Source organism: Pseudomonas reidholzensis (assembly GCF_900536025.1).
Taxonomy (GTDB): Bacteria; Pseudomonadota; Gammaproteobacteria; order Pseudomonadales; family Pseudomonadaceae; genus Aquipseudomonas; species Aquipseudomonas reidholzensis.
This window is the reverse complement of sequence record NZ_UNOZ01000013.1, coordinates 571,472-586,396: the sequence shown is the minus strand read 5'-3', so window position 1 is coordinate 586,396 and position 14,925 is coordinate 571,472. Positions and strand designations below refer to the sequence as shown.

Below are 14,925 nucleotides of genomic sequence, written 5' to 3'. Positions count from 1 at the left end.
AGCAGAGAAATTTCCCATCTGAGCGTAAGCCCCCTATCCTTGCCACCGAGCACCTCCGCCGATCACGCCAAAGCGGCTTGATCAGGCACCTGCAACTAGAGACAAGTAACAGATTTTGTCTTCGGGGGAATTACTCTCCGCCGAAAGCGTCTTTAATGAGAAGGAAGAGGGACACGCTCCCGCCGTTGCGGTAAACAGACCGCACGGTTTTCAACACCACCAAGGAGAACTACATGCTGATACTCACCCGCAAGGTTGGCGAAAGCATCGTCATCAACGATGACATCAAAGTCACCATTCTGGGCGTCAAGGGGATGCAAGTGAGGATCGGTATCGATGCACCTAAAGATGTCCAGGTGCACCGTGAAGAGATTTTCAAACGTATCCAGGCTGGCAACCCGGCACCGGAGAAGCCGCACGACGATCAATATTGATCTGCATCGCTCGAGGCCGCACGGATGCGCTTGACCGATCGGCCCGCCGATGCGGGATTTTGCCTGGCCTTCAGCTGCCCAGCAGTTCCCGCACCTTGGCGATCAACTCAGTGGGGTTGAAGGGTTTTTCAAACACCGCCACAAACAACTCCGGGCTCGCCTGGCTGGCCTGCGCGCCACTCATGAGAATCACCGGCAAGTCCGCCAACTGCAGTTCATCTCGCATTGCCCGCACCAGCTCCTCGCCATTCTTGCGCGGCATCATGAAGTCGGTGATCACCAGGTCCACGCGCTTTTCCTTCAAGGCTTCCAGCGCCTTGATCCCGTCCCCGGCCTTTTCTACCTGAAAGCCCTCGTCCTCCAGCGCATACGCGAGGATTTCGACGATCAGGTATTCGTCATCGACGATCAGAACGGTGTAGGTACTCATCGCGTCATTCCGTCACCCGCCCTCCTGAGGCATCGGCGTACCCGAGAGCACCCCGCAGGCCCCCTCGAAGGCCTTGCGCAGGGTAATCCCCTGAGGGCCCAGGCACAGTTCGTGGAGCGCCGGGTCGTGATCGCTGTCGCGCACCTTGAGAATCGACAGCATGCGCCGCAGCTGTGCGTCCATTTCGACGAAGCGCGTCAGCATCAGGTTGTCGACGATGCTCGACAGGTCCGGCGCGGGCGCGCTGATCTCCGAGCCGAACAGATCGCGCATCTCCCAGGTCATCAGAACGCTCACGTCGCGTGCGCGCAACTCGCCCAGCAAGGCGCGGAAAAAACCATTGACCCGCCAGTTGTCGACGGCCAGCCGGCTGAACGCGCCGAGGCTGTCGATCACCACGCGCTTGGCCCCCATCGCCTCGACCTGCGCCAGCAAGCGCGCACCGAGCTGGTCCAGCAAGCCTTCGGTGGTCGGCTGCCAGCACAGCCGCAGTGCGCCTGAGCGCTCCATTGCCGGGAAGTCGTAGCCGAACGCGGCAGCCTTCAGGCGCAGGCGCTCCGGTGACTCGTAAAAACCAAAATGCAGCCCTGGCGCGGCCGGCGTCGAGGCCGCCAGAAAGCCCAGGCCGAGGGACGTCTTGCCGACCCCCGAGGGGCCCATCACCAGGCTGGTGGAGCCGGAGGTCACACCGCCGCGCAGCAACTCGTCCAGCGCTGGGGTGCCGGTGCTGATCCGGCTCAAGGTCGCCGAGCCCGGCTGGCTGGGGTGGCTGTACAACGACTCCAGGCGCGGGTAGACCTGCAAGCCGGCGTTGTCGATCAAGCATTCGTGCAGGCCCGACAACGCCGCGCTGCCGCGCGTCTTGCGCAACTGGATATGGCGCATGGCGCGGCTGCCCACCAGGGTTTCGCCCAGCTCGATCACGCCATCGACCATGGTGTGCTCGGGGCTGCCTTCCTGCAGGCGGGCGCTGGTCAGCAGCAACACGGTGCAGCCGGCAAAGGCGGCATGGCCTTGCAGCTCGGCAACGAATTTTTTCGTGTCCAGGGTGGTTTCGGCGCGCACCCTGGCATTGAGCAGGCCGTCGACGATCAGCAGGGTCGCCTGTTGCCGGGAGATCTCCTGGCGCAACAGCCGGACCACCGCGTCCAGCCCCTCCTGCTCAAGCGTGTCGAAGGCGCTGACGAACTGGATCTGATCGCCGACCAGGGCCGGGTCGAAAAACGCCAGGGTCGACAGGTACTGGAACAAGCGCTCGTGCGACTCACTGAGCAAGGTCGCCACCAGCACCCGTCCGCCATCAGCCACATGACCCCACGCCAGCTGATTGGCGAGGATGGTCTTGCCGGCACCGGGCGGCCCCTGGACGATGTAGGAGGCGCCGCTCACCAAGCCGCCCTGGAGCAAGGCATCAAGGCCTTCGATCCCGGTGCTCAGTCGTTCGAGTGCTTCTACCATGGTGTGCACCTGTTGGATGTCGCGTTAGCGCGTGTCGTGCGTGACCGGCAGGTAAAGGCTCATACAGGTGCCCTCGCCCAACTGGCTGGCCACACTGATAGCACCATTGCTTTGCTTGGCGAAGCCATAGACCTGGCTCAAGCCGAGACCGGTGCCCTTGCCGAAGGCCTTGGTGGTGAAAAACGGCTCGAAGATCCGCGGCAGCACCTGCGGATCGATGCCCTGACCGGTGTCATGCACAATGAAGCGCACGAAATGCCCGTGCAGGCCGTCCACCTCGCCCGCCAGCTCGACGCTGTCCACCTCGAGGCGGATGCAGCCCTCGCCTTCGATGGCATCACGGGCGTTGAACAGCAGGTTGAGCAAGACCATCTGCAGTTGCCCGGCATCCGCCTCGATCATCGGCAGGTCGGCCTGCTGGCGCTCGATCAGCTGGATCGCGTCGGGCAGCGCGTGGGCGAGCAGGCCGCGGGTCGACTCGACCAGCTCGGTGGGGGTGACCCGGGTCACGCTCAATTGACGGTGACGGGCGAAACTGAGCAACTGCTGGGTCAGCTGGGTGCCGCGCTGGCCCGCGTCGAGGATGTGCTCGAGCAAGCGTTGCACGCGTGCCGGATCCTGGCTGCCAATGGCTAGCCGAGCAGAACTGAGGATGATCGTCAGCAGGTTGTTGAAGTCGTGCGCCAGGCCACCGGTGAGCTGCCCCAGGGCCTCGAGTTTCTGCGCCTGGAACAGCTGGGCGCGCACGGCATCGAGCTGCAACGCCGACTCGCGCCGGTCGGTGATATCCCGGGTGACCTTGGCCAGGCCTATGATCACGCCGTGCTCATCGCGGATCACATCCAGTGCAGCCAGCGCCCAGAACTGCGTGCCATCCTTGCGTACGCGCCAGCCCTCATCCTGCGCCACGCCCTGCTCCAGGGCCTGACGCAGGAGCAGCTCGGGGCGCCCTTCGGCGCAATCAGGGGCGGTGAAGAACAACGAAAAGTGGCGGCCGATGATCTCATCGGCGCGGTAACCTTTGATACGTTCGGCACCGGCATTCCAGGACACCACGTGGCCGGCCGGGTCGAGCATGTAGATGGCATAGTCGACAACCGATTGAACGAGCTGTTCATAGCGGGTGGCGGGCATCTCGGACTGGTCCAGGCGGTCGGTTGAAACCATGCAAGCTCCACGGGCACCGCAAGGGGAAGAGGGATTGAGCGTAGCCATGAGTCTACTCGCCCTTTCGCCGCGAAGCGAAGTGTCAGCCGCAGTGCTCGATCAGCACCAGGCACAGCCTGTGCGGCATAGCCACCTCGGTCAGCCACTGGCACACGCGCTCCCGAACCCTGTACGCACACCCCCGACAGTGTCTAAATCGTTGATTTACGCAATATTTTCGTGTCTAATCGGCGACTTCACATCGTGCTGCCCCGATGGTGAAATTGGTAGACACATCGCACTTAAAATGCGCCGCCGCAAGGTGTGCCGGTTCGAGTCCGGCTCGGGGCACCATCAAGACACCCGCTTTTCCTTCGCCACACCCGGCCATCAGCGCCACATTTCCCTGACCCGTCTTTTGCATCTCGCATCTCGCAAGCAAGGCTTTTTCGTGCCCGACAGCAAAGCATGGGGCAACTGCTAGAGTGGAACATGTCTCGGCCCACTGGAACGCCGCCATGCGCTACTCCCTGTTCGACGGTCAACGCGATGCGATCATCCTGCTTGCGCGAATCCTGCTGATGCTCCTCTTCGTCATCTCCGGCTGGAGTAAATTGACCGGCTTCGAGGGCACGGTGGCCTACCTCGGCTCACTGGGCGCACCGGCCCCGACCCTGGCAGCGGCGATTGCGGTGATCATGGAGTTCTTTGTCGCCATCGTGCTGATCCTGGGCTTTTATACCCGGCCACTGGCGTTTCTGTTCGCGCTGTTCGTGCTCGGCACGGCGTTGATCGGCCACCCGTACTGGAACATGGTCGACCCAGAGCGCAGTGCCAACATGACCCAGTTCTTCAAGAACCTGAGCATCATAGGCGGCCTGCTGCTACTGGCCGTGACCGGCGCGGGGCGTTTTTCGCTGGATCGTCGCTAAGGGCTGCAGGGGTTGCGGGCATTGTCGCTGCGATGCCCGCAGCGACGCTCAATCGTCGACGTCGTTGCCAGGCAGGGTGCTCGTCGTCATCGAAGTCATCGAGGGTGTCCTCGTCCTCCTCGACATCATCCATCAGGCCTTGGGCGTCTGCCTCAGGGTCGTGGTCTTCGTAGAGGAATTCGTGATCGAGCAGGTGATCGTGTTCCGGTTCGGGAAGGTCGTCTTCGTCGTGCATGCCGGGCTCCTGAAATAAGGACGCCTGTATAGGCGGATCGCCGGCATTGGTCAATCGCCGGCGTGGGCTCAACGGTCTACTGACAGGCTCTTCACGATTTTCTGACAACTCGGCAGGCACACTGACCCTGCTTCGTACGTTCTTTCAACCCGCCCTTCGTTGGCGGGTTTTCTTTTTCTGGGCGCTGAACGCCGAGCCTCCAGGGCCTCATCGCGCACTGCGGGTGTTACGCCCGATCATGAACGCGACCAGAATTACCAGCGGCGACCCGATCACCTGGACCCAGGCACTGACGCTCGCATTCGACAGATCGGGAGCAGACACATCCCAGATGACCGCCACCAGTGCGCTCAACACCCCCAACAGCAGCACAACCGCAAGCCCTACCACATTGACTACCTTGACCCTCATTACCGCAACTGCCTCGTGCCTTGATGATAAAACGACATCATTTTGCCATATTCACAGGCACGCAGCGACCGCGTAATGGATATCAGCCAGCACAGTAGGCGGAACGAGGGGGCGCTCAGGGGTAGTCAATACGACGCAGATCAGCGACCGCGCGCTCGACCCTGACGGTGAAGCTACCGGTAAACTGCTTGCGCAGTTCCTTGGGCATGACAAAGGCGAAATGGATCAGCCAGGACCCATCTCCGAGGCGAAAGGTATCACCGCGATAGCGCTCGACTTGCGCCTCGTCGATACCGATCTGCAGGGCTACTTCGCTATTGCTAGGTTCGTTGTCCATGGGGCTCTCCCTGCGGCATTGCAGCGGAACATAAACAACGGCCCAGGAGCGCGGCACACAGTAGCGTGGCGCGCTCGAAGGCATCAGGGCGGGCACGTGCCGATCAAGCCTTGGTGGCGGCCTGGGCCTTGGTCCAGTGAACCTTGGGAGCCGCTGGATTGAAGCCGCTCACGCCTCTGGGGACTTCTTTGATCGTGCCGCCTTTGTTGAGGAACTGCTCGACTTGCTCATTCAATCGCTGTTGGGCCTGATTGGCCGGAGAATGGGACATGCTGACACCTCACTGATGAGCCACCCAGAGAGAGGACTCGCCCGCCACTATACACTGCTGGGGGCAATCACGGGTTTAAATGCCAAATAAAGGCTGATCGGCTCATGTTTTTGCACGATATCGGCAAAATGACAGCGGATTGTGCGGGGCCATTTTCGCCCCTCTGGCTAATCCTCCTCGATCAGCTCGCACACGCCGTTGGCACCGCCTTTGCCGGTGTAGGAGACGCTCGGCGAACCGTCAGGGCTGACCGTCAGCGAGACCGTGACGCCGCTGCCCTTGGCCTCGAAATAGTTATCGTTGAAGGTCTTCAGCTTGGCCTCCTTGCCGTTGATATAAATCGGCCCGCCTTCATCGGCGTGCACGTCTATATCGCCCGGGCAGGTGGCGTTGACCAGCGGGATCGCGGCACTGGCGATGCCCGCAGTGGATACCAGCAATGCGCCCAGCAGAAATTGCTTCATGGCTACCTCCCAAATCGGCCGACTGCCGAAATTTCAGCAATAGCCCATTTGAGGGCGACGCGCCAATCAGCCAGACAGCGATCTGGGAAGTGGGAGGGTAAGATACGAAAAGCCCAGCTCGGGGCTGGGCTTGAGAAGTGATGATGCAAGAATACTTACTTCGCGGCGCTGAGCTCGCCTGACTTCGCTGACCGGATAACATCTTTCTGTTCGTCAATGGCCGCTTGAGCTGCGATTTGATAGACCGCTCGCCGCTGCTGGACGGACCCTAGACGGAAAAACTCAGACATCGTCGAAGATCCGTGAGGTCTGCTCGACGCGGCTGTTACCTTTTCGCCTTTCATCAGGATACTCCGTTCAAAATACGTTCAAGCTCATGGTGATCATAGGGCTGGCGGACAAATGCGTCAATTTCATCAGCGGTGAGGTCTATGCCTATATCGCCATTTTGCCCATCATAATCCTTGATGATCACATCGACCTGCACCCGCCCTTCAAATTCGCGCTTGAGCGCAGAGACAGATACTTTCGACGCATAGAATTGCCGTACAAATTCTTCGCAAGGTATGTGCCGCCCATCCTTTCGCTCCCTCGCCAGAACGAAGTCCCACGCAAGCTCGGGCCTCTGGTAGACATAAATGATATGAGCTGACCTGTTCTCTTTATCAAGCGCTCGGGTGATATTTCGTCGCGCCACTCCCAGATTGGCCAGCGTGCCATCCAGCAAAAACGACTGCCGCTGCTGATAGACGAGATCAAGGGTCCTCTCCACAATCGTCGTGACGCCGCGCTGGAAAAGGCTAGAGTTTCGCCCGGTATATTCAGGGAAGAAGTCCCTGAAATCATCCGGATCTATACGCAAAGCGTTCGCCCCGCCGGCCTGCATCATGGCGATGAAGGCCCGAGAGACCTCAGTCTTGCCTGCGCCGGGCGACCCTGCCATGAAAACAGAGACAGGGTACTCATCGCCGGGATACTTCTCCAGACACGCCAGCCCCCTGGCTATACGCGTCCGGTTCTGCTTGGCAAACGCCAACGCTCACTCTGAAATCTCATGTTCTTGCTGCGTCATGATGCCCCTCCAATGGGAAGAACCTAGCACCCTTCGCTCGCCCGGGTATCAAGCGCTAACATTATGAAAATGTTTTATCACCCTGCAGGTGAGATCTGAGTCCTTTCTGAAAAGGCCTTATGCAGAAACGATAGGCTTTTCCGACCCACAAAGAAAAACCCCGCAGACGTTAATCTGCGGGGCTTTCGAATATGGAGGCCGAGGTCGGAATCGAACCGGCGTAGACGGATTTGCAATCCGGAGCATAACCACTTTGCTACTCGGCCTCAATGTTGGATCTAGCGGCTTTCGCTTTGCTATCTCCTTGAAACTTCAGGGCTTTTTCAAGCTTGCTGCGCTTCAATGGACGCCATTATGTCTGCATTCGTTTAACCTTGCAACCCCTGAACTGAAAAAATCTTCAAGGGCTTCAAGGTGTTAGCGCAGGCGGCCGAGTTTGCTCCACAAACCCACCAGGGTGTTCTCGACCGTGCCGCTCGCCGCCATGCCAATACGCTCCTGCAGGCTTTTGCGCTCGGCAAAATGCAGGTGGTACAGGTTGGCCTCGCGGGCGCGGTCACTGAGGTACTCGTCACTGGTGCGCAGCTCGTCGACCAGCTTGCGGTTCAGCGCGGCGACGCCCAGCCAGACTTCACCGGTGGCGACTTCATCGATGTGCAACTGCGGGCGGTAGCGGCCGACGAAGTCCTTGAACAGCTGATGGGTGATGTCGAGGTCTTCCTGGAACTTCTCCCGGCCCTTCTCGGTGTTCTCGCCAAACACGGTGAGCGTGCGCTTGTACTCGCCGGCGGTGAGCACTTCAAAATCGATGTCGTGCTTTTTCAGCAGGCGGTTGATGTTGGGCAACTGGGCGACCACGCCGATCGAGCCCAGCACCGCGAACGGCGCGCTGACGATCTTCTCGCCAATGCAGGCCATCATGTAACCGCCGCTGGCGGCGACCTTGTCGATGCACACGGTGAGCGGGATCCCCGCCTCGCGGATACGCGCCAGCTGGGACGCGGCCAGGCCATAGCTGTGCACCAGCCCGCCACCGCTCTCCAGGCGCAGCACGACTTCGTCTAGCGGGGTGGCGAGGGTCAGCAGTGCGGTGATCTCGTTGCGCAGGCTCTCGGTCGCCGAGGCTTTGATATCGCCATCGAAATCGAGCACGAAGACGCGGCTCTTTTCTTCGGCCTTGCTCTTCTTCAGCTGTTTATCGGCTTTCGCCTGCTGCTTGCGCAGGGCCTTGAGCTGCCCCTTGTCGAACAGCCCGGCCTCGAGTCGCTCGCGCAGCTCTTTGTAGAAATCGTTGAGGCGGGTGACCTGCAACTGCCCGCCGGGCTTGCGCCGACCTTTGCCGCGCAAGCCGGCAATAGCCGAAAGAACCACCAGGATGGCAATCACCAGGGTGGCGGTTTTGGCGAGAAAGCTTGCGTATTCAGCAAGAAACTCCACGTTGACTCCTTGATAGACCCGCGCCTTCACGGCGCATGAACAGTGCAAGCATACCGGTGCGCCCAGGCCGCTACCAGCCGGCGAAAACGCTGGCAACACAGTTCAAACAAGCTTTTCAAACGCTTGTATGTTTTTTCGTTGACAGCCTGTCTGCCGCATCCTAACCTCGGAGCAACTTCAACCAGGCGGGACACTCGCGTGGGCAGCATCTACCTGATCCGACATGGCCAAGCCTCATTTGGTGCCGACGACTATGACGTGCTGTCGCCAATCGGTGTGCGCCAGAGCCAGGCACTCGGTGAGCACCTGGCCCGCCTCGGCCTGCGCCTGGACCGCTGCGTGGCCGGCGACCTGCGCCGCCAGCAGGACACCGCGCAGCTGACCCTGCAGGCCATGAGCGCCAACGGTTGCCAGGTGCCTGCGGTCGAGACTGACCCGGCCTTCAACGAGTTCGACGCCGACGGGGTGATCCGCAGCGTGCTGCCGGCCCTGCTGCCCGACGAACCCGAGGCGCTGCACGTGCTGCGTAACGCCACGCAGAACCGCAGCGAGTTTCAGCGCCTGTTTGCCCTGATGGTGCAGCGCTGGCACGACGGCGAGCACGTCGACGATGGCCTGGAAAGCTGGGCGGCGTTCACCGCGCGCATGGCCGCGGGCCTGCAACGGGTGCTCGAGCGTGCCGAGAGCGGCCACAACATCGCTATTTTCACCTCCGGCGGCAGCATCGCCGCCCTGCTCCACCGGGTGACCGGAATCACCCCCAGCCAGGCGTTTGCACTGAACTGGCAGATTATCAACACGTCGCTCAGCCAACTGAAGTTTCGCGGCAGCGACGTGGCACTGGCTTCCTTCAACTGCCAAGCCCACGTGCAGCTGTTGAAGGCGCCGGAGCTCATCACCTATAGATGAGCCCGGCCTGTTGTGTCCCTGCGGACGCGAATATTACTTAACAAGGATTACGCCATGAGCGATGTAGCTAAAGCCGTCGAAGCGATGAAAGCAAAGTTCAATCCCGCCGCTGCCGCCGGCCTGGACCTGGTGTTCGGCTTTGATATCACCGACGAAGGCAAGAAGTACGCCTTGATCATCAAGGACGGCACCTGCGACATCCAGGAAGGCGAGAACGAAGACGCCAACTGCACCCTGGTGCTGGACAGCGAAACCCTGAAGGGCATCGTCAGCGGCGAGACCGATGGCATGCAGGCGTTCATGGGCGGCAAGCTGCGCGTCGAAGGCGACATGATGCTGTCGATGAAGCTCAGCGAGCTGTTCCCGTCCTGAGTGGCCGGAATCACCGCTGACCCAAAAACCGAGGCCTGAAGGGGCTTCGGTTTTTTTTTGCCTGCCTGTAACCCCGGCGCCAGGGCCGGTCGATCAGGCGCAGTGATCGCCCTGCAACACCCGCAGCTATATGACGATTGGCACGCTTGTACCAACACAGAAGGCCCATTAGATTAACCAATAATCCTCGCCATCGAGAATAAGGACAACGCATGACGCTCACCGATCAGTCCACCCAGGTACGCCCCGGCGAAGAACTCGATGCAGCCGTCATCGATCGCTACCTCAAGGCGCATATTCCAGGGCTCGAAGGGACGCCGGCGATCAGCCAGTTCCCGGGGGGTGCGTCCAATCTCACGTACCTGGTCGGCTACGCCAACCGCGAGTTCGTCCTGCGTCGGCCACCCTTTGGCGACAAGGCCAAGTCCGCGCATGACATGGGCCGCGAGTTTCGCATCCTCAATCAGCTCAACAGCGGCTTCCCCTACTGCCCCAAGGCGTATGTGCACTGCACCGACGCCTCGCTGATCGGCGGCGAGTTCTACGTGATGGACCGGGTCAAGGGGATCATCCTGCGCGCTGATCTGCCGGCCGAACTCGGCCTGGACGCCAGCCGCACCGAGGCCTTGTGCAAGAGCTTCATCGATCGCCTGGTCGAGCTCCACCAGGTCGACTACAGCGCCTGCGGCCTGGCCGACCTGGGCAAGCCGGAAGGCTACGTGCAGCGACAGATCGAAGGCTGGACCCAACGCTACGAACACGCCCTGACCGACGATGCGCCGCGCTGGCAGCAGGTGATCGCCTGGCTGCGCGAGAAGATGCCCGCCGATCACCCGCGGCCGGGCATCGTGCACAACGACTACCGCTTCGACAACGTCATCCTCGACGCCGCCAACCCGATGCAGATCATCGGCGTGCTGGACTGGGAGATGACCACCCTCGGCGACCCGCTGATGGACCTGGGCAACAGCCTGGCCTACTGGATCGAAGCCGACGACCCGGCGCCGGTGCAACTGATGCGCCGCCAGCCCAGCAACGCGCCGGGCATGCTCAGCCGCCGCCAGTTCGTCGACTATTACGCCCAGCGTGCGGGCATCGTCATCGACAACTTCGACTTCTATTATTGCTACGGCCTGTTTCGCCTGGCCGGCATCGTGCAGCAGATCTACTACCGTTTTTACCACGGCCAGACCCAGGACAAGCGCTTTGGCCAATTCATCCAGATGAACCGCTTGCTTGAACAGATGGCCCTGCAAGTGATCGGCAAGTCCGCACTCTGACGACACACAACAAGGAAAACAGCATGTCCAAGACGCACCTGTTCGACCTCGACGGCAAGATCGCCTTCGTCTCCGGCGCCAGCCGCGGCATCGGCGAAGCGATCGCCCACCTGCTGGCCCAGCAAGGCGCCCATGTGATCGTTTCCAGCCGCAAGCTCGAGGGCTGCCAGCACGTTGCCGAGGCGATCATTGCGGCGGGCGGCAAGGCCACGGCGGTGGCCTGCCACATTGGCGAGATGGAGCAGATCCAGCAGGTCTTCGCCGGCATCCGCGAACAGTTCGGCCGCCTCGACATCCTGGTCAACAACGCCGCCACCAACCCGCAGTTCTGCAATGTCCTGGACACCGACCCAGGCGCCTTCCAGAAGACCGTCGACGTCAATATCCGCGGTTACTTCTTCATGTCGGTGGAGGCCGGCAAGCTGATGCGCGAGCACGGCGCCGGCAGCATCATCAACGTGGCGTCGATCAATGGCGTGTCGCCGGGGGTGTTCCAGGGTATCTATTCGGTGACCAAGGCGGCGGTGATCAACATGACCAAGGTCTTCGCCAAGGAGTGCGCGCAGTTCGGCATCCGCTGCAACGCCCTGCTGCCGGGCCTGACCGACACCAAGTTCGCCTCGGCGCTGGTCAAGAACGATGCGATTCTCAACGCCGCCCTGCAGCAGATCCCGCTCAAGCGCGTGGCGGCGCCGAGCGAGATGGCCGGCGCGGTGCTGTACCTGGCCAGCGAAGCGTCCAGCTATACCACCGGCACGGCGCTCAACGTCGACGGGGGTTATCTGTCCTGATCAGCTGCGGGCGTTACAGGCAGGTCGCCGCAGCCGCCCGACGGCGCAGTGCCGGGGTGTCGCTGCGCTGCGCGTAATAGTCGACACGGGTACCGCCCGCCTCAGGATACACATCGGCAAACGACTCGGCCTCGCGGGTATAGACGGTGAACCCGCCCTGCTTGCGCGGCTGCAGGTACCCGCTGGCGTCGTCACCGAACACCGCCTCTTCCTGCCAGCTGAACTGGATGCACTGGGCAACCAGCTCAGGCGCCTTGTGCGAGGCCAGCTGCGCCGTCGGTGCGCCACCGCGCGCCGTGTCCATGGTCGATGACGCACAACCGATCAGCATCAGTGCTGCGGCCATCGGCAGAATTGCTCGCATGTTCGATCCTCGGGGCAAAAAAAGAACGCGACTCTAGCACTGCGCACCATTGCGAGTGAATTGTCGCGCGCAGCATGTTGTCGCAAGAAAGGCATGCATTGCCATTAGGAGACTGCGCATGAAACTGCGTCCATTGCTGTCCGCCCTGCTGTTCACCGCCACCCTGCCCTGCCTGCCGCTGGTAGCCAGCGCAGCACAGAGCACTGAAGAGAGCGTCACCGCGCCAGAAACCCATAACCGCGAGCTGAAGGTCGGCGACAAAGCCCCCGACCAGTACAAGCGTGACGACGCCAGCGTGGTCGACTGGAAAGCCAACGGCCTGCCCGCGCCCGAAAAAGAAAGCCACTGGGTGCGCATGGGCGACCACTATGTGCTGGTGCAGATCACCAACGGCGTGGTCCTGGCGATCCAGCCCGCCAACTGATCTAGGCAGCCGCTGCCGCGGCCATGTGCACCGCGTTGCGCCCGCCGGCCTTGGCCTGGTAGAGCGCAGCGTCGGCCTGGCCGAGCAGGCTCGCGGCGCTGTCGTCCAGGCCCGGCACCCCGCACCACAGGCCCACGCTGAAACGCAGTTCGATGTCCGCACCGGCGAAGCGCGCCGGCGTTTGCGCGATGGCCTCGCGCAGGCCCTGTAACGCCGTCATGGCACCGTCACGACCGGTGTGCGGCAACAACAGCAGAAACTCCTCGCCACCGTAGCGCCCAAGGCTGTCGACCTGGCGCAGGCGCTGCTGCAATTGCCGCACGCAATGGCAGAGCACCTCGTCGCCGGCCAGATGGCCGTGCAGGTCATTGATGCGCTTGAAGTGGTCGATGTCGATCATGGCCACGGCCAGGCTGGCCTGCTCGACCCGCGCCCGCTGCAACTCGACGGCGAAGCGCTCGAGGATCGCCCGTCGGTTGTAGGTGCCGGTCAGCACATCGCGCAGGGCCATGTGCTGCAAGCGCGACTCGCTGCGCTCCTTGGCCATCAATACCAGGCCGATGGCGTACATCATCACCGTCGCTGTGCCGATCGCCACCGACACGGTCTGCTTCAGGCTGCTGGTGTCGTAGCGCATGTCCGCCGCCTGGCCGAGCACCACGGCCACCACCCGCATGCCCAGCCCGACCAGGCTGATCAGCGCGCCGATCACCAGCAGCAGGTGCGCCCGGCCGGCGCGCTCGACGTGCCGGCGTGCCCAATACAGCAGCAGCGAGCACTGCAGCATCAGCACCAGGGTGGCCAGCAGCATGCGCGGCTCGAGCGTGTCGAGCAGCAGCATCAAGCCCACCAGCAGGGCTGCCGGGATGATGAAGATGGCGCGCCACGGCACAGGCTGTTCGCGGACCCGGAACAGGCTCGCCGAATAGAACGCAAGGGCCAGTGACAGCAGGCTGTTGCCCAGGGCGTAGCTGATCCACAGCGGCGCATGGGCGTACAGCGTGTAGCAGACATACGCCAGGGCGTGCGCCAGCAGCCCGCAGCCGGTCAGCAGCAGGTTGTCGCGGCGGTTGAACTGGCCGACCAGCAACAGGCAAAACGCCAGGATGGTCGCGACCAGGGCAACGGCGGCGAACAATGTGGGGGTATGGGCGATCATGGTCCTTCACCGTGTGGCAGGTGGCCGTCTTGGCTGCGGCCTGGCGACAAGTCTAGGGCGCGCCGAGCGCGCCAGCCATGACCGAGCGAGACAGAACAGCAGCCGCCAGGCACGCGCGGTTGCGCCGAGGCGAGAAAAATTTTCCCGCTGGAGAAACCAATTCGATCGAATCCGGTCTCAGTAGTTACCCCGTAAACCTATGCGGATCAAGGACCTATATCGTGATGACCCGCCTTGCAAGCCTCCCTCTGATTGCCGCCATGCTGCTCGCTGCCGGCTGCCACAGCCATCACTACCATGACGATGATGGTGGCTACCGCGACCGGGGCCACAGCCACGGCCACAAGCACCGTGGTGACCGCGACGACAATGGTCGCCGCGACCGTGACCGCGACTACCGCTGAAGCGTCTTTGCACCCCTGATCTGCCGCTCGATGTGCGGCACCTTACTTTGATGATTCCTTCGAGGTTCATGAACATGCGTCTGACTCTGCCTTCCCTTGCTCTGGGCCTGTTGCTCTGCCAAGGGGCTTTTGCCGGTGACGGCACCGCAGCCATCGGCGGCGGCCTGGGTGGTGTACTGGGCAACGTTGTCGGCCAGCAGATGGGCGGCAGCACCGGTGCCGCGATCGGCGCCGGCCTGGGTGGCGCAGCCGGCAGTGCGGTCGGCGCACGCAAAGGCAACCGCACTGAGGCGGCCATTGGCGGCGGCCTGGGTTCGGCCGGTGGCTCGTTGCTGGGCGGCAAGCTCGGCGGCTCGACCGGTTCGACCGTCGGTGCCGGCCTGGGCGGCGCGGCCGGGGGTGCCATCGGCAACCACCTGGGCGACGGCGGCAGCAGCAAGAAGCACAAGCGTCATCGCCGTCACTGATCGCCGAGGCACTGTCGCCGGGGCTGCCATGCAGCGCCGGCGATAAAACACTGCAGCACATCAACACCTGCTTCACCCGCGGATGGCACACTGACTGCTACTGTCTAATCGTGCCCCCTTGAGTGAAG

Annotated in this window: 21 protein-coding genes and 2 tRNA genes; 11 read left to right on the top strand and 12 right to left on the bottom strand. The window is 62.1% G+C overall.

Going from position 1 to position 14,925, the window contains the following annotated elements:
* Positions 1–233 precede the first annotated feature (233 nt).
* Complete coding sequence (csrA, locus tag CCOS865_RS10765; protein WP_119140544.1) at positions 234–434, top strand: carbon storage regulator CsrA; 201 nt, start codon at positions 234–236, stop codon at positions 432–434.
* Between the two features lie 70 nt (positions 435–504).
* Here the strand turns inward: csrA and CCOS865_RS10760 are convergent, their stop codons facing one another.
* Genes CCOS865_RS10760 through CCOS865_RS10750 form a run of 3 tightly spaced genes read right to left on the bottom strand, consistent with a single transcriptional unit; the run spans position 505 to position 3,489 of the window.
* Entirely contained in the window at positions 505–864 is a 360-nt protein-coding gene (locus CCOS865_RS10760) for a response regulator (RefSeq protein ID WP_119140542.1), read from the bottom strand.
* A gap of 12 nt (positions 865–876) precedes the next feature.
* Entirely contained in the window at positions 877–2,322 is a 1,446-nt protein-coding gene (locus CCOS865_RS10755; RefSeq protein WP_119140540.1) for an ATPase domain-containing protein, read from the bottom strand.
* 24 nt (positions 2,323–2,346) lie between these two features.
* Positions 2,347–3,489 carry a two-component system sensor histidine kinase NtrB gene (locus CCOS865_RS10750; protein WP_119140538.1) on the bottom strand — a complete coding sequence of 381 codons (1,143 nt, stop codon included), beginning with the start codon at positions 3,487–3,489 and terminating at the stop codon, positions 2,347–2,349.
* A gap of 248 nt (positions 3,490–3,737) precedes the next feature.
* Between CCOS865_RS10750 and CCOS865_RS10745 the strand changes: the two genes are divergently transcribed.
* From CCOS865_RS10745 to CCOS865_RS28730, 3 genes are all read left to right on the top strand, one after another.
* Positions 3,738–3,822, top strand: a tRNA-Leu gene (locus CCOS865_RS10745).
* A gap of 164 nt (positions 3,823–3,986) precedes the next feature.
* Positions 3,987–4,400 carry a DoxX family protein gene (locus CCOS865_RS10740; RefSeq protein ID WP_119140537.1) on the top strand — a complete coding sequence of 138 codons (414 nt, stop codon included), beginning with the start codon at positions 3,987–3,989 and terminating at the stop codon, positions 4,398–4,400.
* Between the two features lie 76 nt (positions 4,401–4,476).
* Positions 4,477–4,653 carry a hypothetical protein gene (locus CCOS865_RS28730; RefSeq protein WP_208644515.1) on the top strand — a complete coding sequence of 59 codons (177 nt, stop codon included), beginning with the start codon at positions 4,477–4,479 and terminating at the stop codon, positions 4,651–4,653.
* Between the two features lie 189 nt (positions 4,654–4,842).
* Here CCOS865_RS28730 and CCOS865_RS10730 read toward each other — a convergent pair whose 3' ends face one another.
* The 7 genes from CCOS865_RS10730 to sohB all read right to left on the bottom strand — a co-directional run bounded on the left by CCOS865_RS10730 (position 4,843) and on the right by sohB (position 8,627).
* Entirely contained in the window at positions 4,843–5,046 is a 204-nt protein-coding gene (locus tag CCOS865_RS10730) for a hypothetical protein (protein ID WP_119140535.1), read from the bottom strand.
* A gap of 115 nt (positions 5,047–5,161) precedes the next feature.
* Complete coding sequence (locus tag CCOS865_RS10725; protein ID WP_119140533.1) at positions 5,162–5,383, bottom strand: hypothetical protein; 222 nt, start codon at positions 5,381–5,383, stop codon at positions 5,162–5,164.
* Positions 5,384–5,486: 103 nt separating this feature from the next.
* On the bottom strand, positions 5,487–5,654 hold the full coding sequence (locus CCOS865_RS28185) for a hypothetical protein (protein WP_167469041.1): 168 nt from the start codon (positions 5,652–5,654) through the stop codon (positions 5,487–5,489).
* 167 nt (positions 5,655–5,821) lie between these two features.
* A complete protein-coding gene (locus CCOS865_RS10720; protein WP_119140531.1) occupies positions 5,822–6,118 on the bottom strand; it encodes a hypothetical protein in 297 nt (98 codons plus the stop codon).
* 343 nt (positions 6,119–6,461) lie between these two features.
* Positions 6,462–7,154, bottom strand: a complete 693-nt coding sequence (locus CCOS865_RS10710) for a zeta toxin family protein (protein ID WP_244216082.1) — start codon at positions 7,152–7,154, stop codon at positions 6,462–6,464.
* A gap of 228 nt (positions 7,155–7,382) precedes the next feature.
* Positions 7,383–7,456, bottom strand: a tRNA-Cys gene (locus tag CCOS865_RS10705).
* A 151-nt stretch (positions 7,457–7,607) separates the two neighbouring features.
* A complete protein-coding gene (gene sohB, locus CCOS865_RS10700; RefSeq protein ID WP_119140527.1) occupies positions 7,608–8,627 on the bottom strand; it encodes a protease SohB in 1,020 nt (339 codons plus the stop codon).
* A gap of 198 nt (positions 8,628–8,825) precedes the next feature.
* On the opposite strand from sohB, the gene CCOS865_RS10695 reads away from it, so the two are divergent.
* From CCOS865_RS10695 to CCOS865_RS10680, 4 genes are all read left to right on the top strand, one after another.
* On the top strand, positions 8,826–9,536 hold the full coding sequence (locus CCOS865_RS10695; protein ID WP_119140525.1) for a histidine phosphatase family protein: 711 nt from the start codon (positions 8,826–8,828) through the stop codon (positions 9,534–9,536).
* A gap of 54 nt (positions 9,537–9,590) precedes the next feature.
* Positions 9,591–9,908 carry an SCP2 sterol-binding domain-containing protein gene (locus CCOS865_RS10690; RefSeq protein WP_119140523.1) on the top strand — a complete coding sequence of 106 codons (318 nt, stop codon included), beginning with the start codon at positions 9,591–9,593 and terminating at the stop codon, positions 9,906–9,908.
* Positions 9,909–10,120: 212 nt separating this feature from the next.
* Positions 10,121–11,188, top strand: a complete 1,068-nt coding sequence (locus CCOS865_RS10685) for a phosphotransferase family protein (RefSeq protein ID WP_119140521.1) — start codon at positions 10,121–10,123, stop codon at positions 11,186–11,188.
* A 23-nt stretch (positions 11,189–11,211) separates the two neighbouring features.
* Positions 11,212–11,979: an SDR family oxidoreductase gene (locus tag CCOS865_RS10680; protein ID WP_119140519.1), complete on the top strand. Its 768-nt coding sequence runs from the start codon at positions 11,212–11,214 to the stop codon at positions 11,977–11,979.
* 13 nt (positions 11,980–11,992) lie between these two features.
* Here CCOS865_RS10680 and CCOS865_RS10675 read toward each other — a convergent pair whose 3' ends face one another.
* Entirely contained in the window at positions 11,993–12,343 is a 351-nt protein-coding gene (locus CCOS865_RS10675; RefSeq protein ID WP_119140518.1) for a hypothetical protein, read from the bottom strand.
* Positions 12,344–12,461: 118 nt separating this feature from the next.
* Here CCOS865_RS10675 and CCOS865_RS10670 point away from each other — a divergent pair, with 118 nt between their 5' ends.
* Positions 12,462–12,767: an RcnB family protein gene (locus CCOS865_RS10670; RefSeq protein ID WP_119140516.1), complete on the top strand. Its 306-nt coding sequence runs from the start codon at positions 12,462–12,464 to the stop codon at positions 12,765–12,767.
* A 1-nt stretch (position 12,768) separates the two neighbouring features.
* Here the strand turns inward: CCOS865_RS10670 and CCOS865_RS10665 are convergent, their stop codons facing one another.
* Positions 12,769–13,926, bottom strand: a complete 1,158-nt coding sequence (locus tag CCOS865_RS10665; RefSeq protein WP_119140514.1) for a GGDEF domain-containing protein — start codon at positions 13,924–13,926, stop codon at positions 12,769–12,771.
* 224 nt (positions 13,927–14,150) lie between these two features.
* On the opposite strand from CCOS865_RS10665, the gene CCOS865_RS10660 reads away from it, so the two are divergent.
* A complete protein-coding gene (locus CCOS865_RS10660) occupies positions 14,151–14,330 on the top strand; it encodes a hypothetical protein (protein WP_119140512.1) in 180 nt (59 codons plus the stop codon).
* A gap of 74 nt (positions 14,331–14,404) precedes the next feature.
* Positions 14,405–14,797, top strand: coding sequence for a bacteriocin (locus CCOS865_RS10655; RefSeq protein ID WP_119140988.1), 393 nt, complete (start codon positions 14,405–14,407; stop codon positions 14,795–14,797).
* Positions 14,798–14,925 lie beyond the last annotated feature (128 nt).

What these genes read in the sequence shown, in the direction of transcription:
- CCOS865_RS10660 (WP_119140512.1), top strand. Translation starts at nt 14,151, where the DNA reads ATGACCCGCCTTGCAAGCCTCCCTCTGATTGCCGCCATGCTGCTCGCT.
- CCOS865_RS10740 (WP_119140537.1), top strand. Translation starts at nt 3,987, where the DNA reads ATGCGCTACTCCCTGTTCGACGGTCAACGCGATGCGATCATCCTGCTT.
- CCOS865_RS10720 (WP_119140531.1), bottom strand. Translation starts at nt 6,118, where the DNA reads ATGAAGCAATTTCTGCTGGGCGCATTGCTGGTATCCACTGCGGGCATC.
- CCOS865_RS10685 (WP_119140521.1), top strand. Translation starts at nt 10,121, where the DNA reads ATGACGCTCACCGATCAGTCCACCCAGGTACGCCCCGGCGAAGAACTC.
- CCOS865_RS10680 (WP_119140519.1), top strand. Translation starts at nt 11,212, where the DNA reads ATGTCCAAGACGCACCTGTTCGACCTCGACGGCAAGATCGCCTTCGTC.
- CCOS865_RS10670 (WP_119140516.1), top strand. Translation starts at nt 12,462, where the DNA reads ATGAAACTGCGTCCATTGCTGTCCGCCCTGCTGTTCACCGCCACCCTG.
- csrA (WP_119140544.1), top strand. Translation starts at nt 234, where the DNA reads ATGCTGATACTCACCCGCAAGGTTGGCGAAAGCATCGTCATCAACGAT.
- CCOS865_RS10730 (WP_119140535.1), bottom strand. Translation starts at nt 5,046, where the DNA reads ATGAGGGTCAAGGTAGTCAATGTGGTAGGGCTTGCGGTTGTGCTGCTG.
- CCOS865_RS10675 (WP_119140518.1), bottom strand. Translation starts at nt 12,343, where the DNA reads ATGCGAGCAATTCTGCCGATGGCCGCAGCACTGATGCTGATCGGTTGT.
- CCOS865_RS10725 (WP_119140533.1), bottom strand. Translation starts at nt 5,383, where the DNA reads ATGGACAACGAACCTAGCAATAGCGAAGTAGCCCTGCAGATCGGTATC.
- CCOS865_RS10665 (WP_119140514.1), bottom strand. Translation starts at nt 13,926, where the DNA reads ATGATCGCCCATACCCCCACATTGTTCGCCGCCGTTGCCCTGGTCGCG.
- CCOS865_RS10755 (WP_119140540.1), bottom strand. Translation starts at nt 2,322, where the DNA reads ATGGTAGAAGCACTCGAACGACTGAGCACCGGGATCGAAGGCCTTGAT.
- CCOS865_RS10750 (WP_119140538.1), bottom strand. Translation starts at nt 3,489, where the DNA reads ATGGTTTCAACCGACCGCCTGGACCAGTCCGAGATGCCCGCCACCCGC.
- CCOS865_RS10760 (WP_119140542.1), bottom strand. Translation starts at nt 864, where the DNA reads ATGAGTACCTACACCGTTCTGATCGTCGATGACGAATACCTGATCGTC.
- CCOS865_RS10690 (WP_119140523.1), top strand. Translation starts at nt 9,591, where the DNA reads ATGAGCGATGTAGCTAAAGCCGTCGAAGCGATGAAAGCAAAGTTCAAT.
- CCOS865_RS28185 (WP_167469041.1), bottom strand. Translation starts at nt 5,654, where the DNA reads ATGTCCCATTCTCCGGCCAATCAGGCCCAACAGCGATTGAATGAGCAA.
- CCOS865_RS10655 (WP_119140988.1), top strand. Translation starts at nt 14,405, where the DNA reads ATGCGTCTGACTCTGCCTTCCCTTGCTCTGGGCCTGTTGCTCTGCCAA.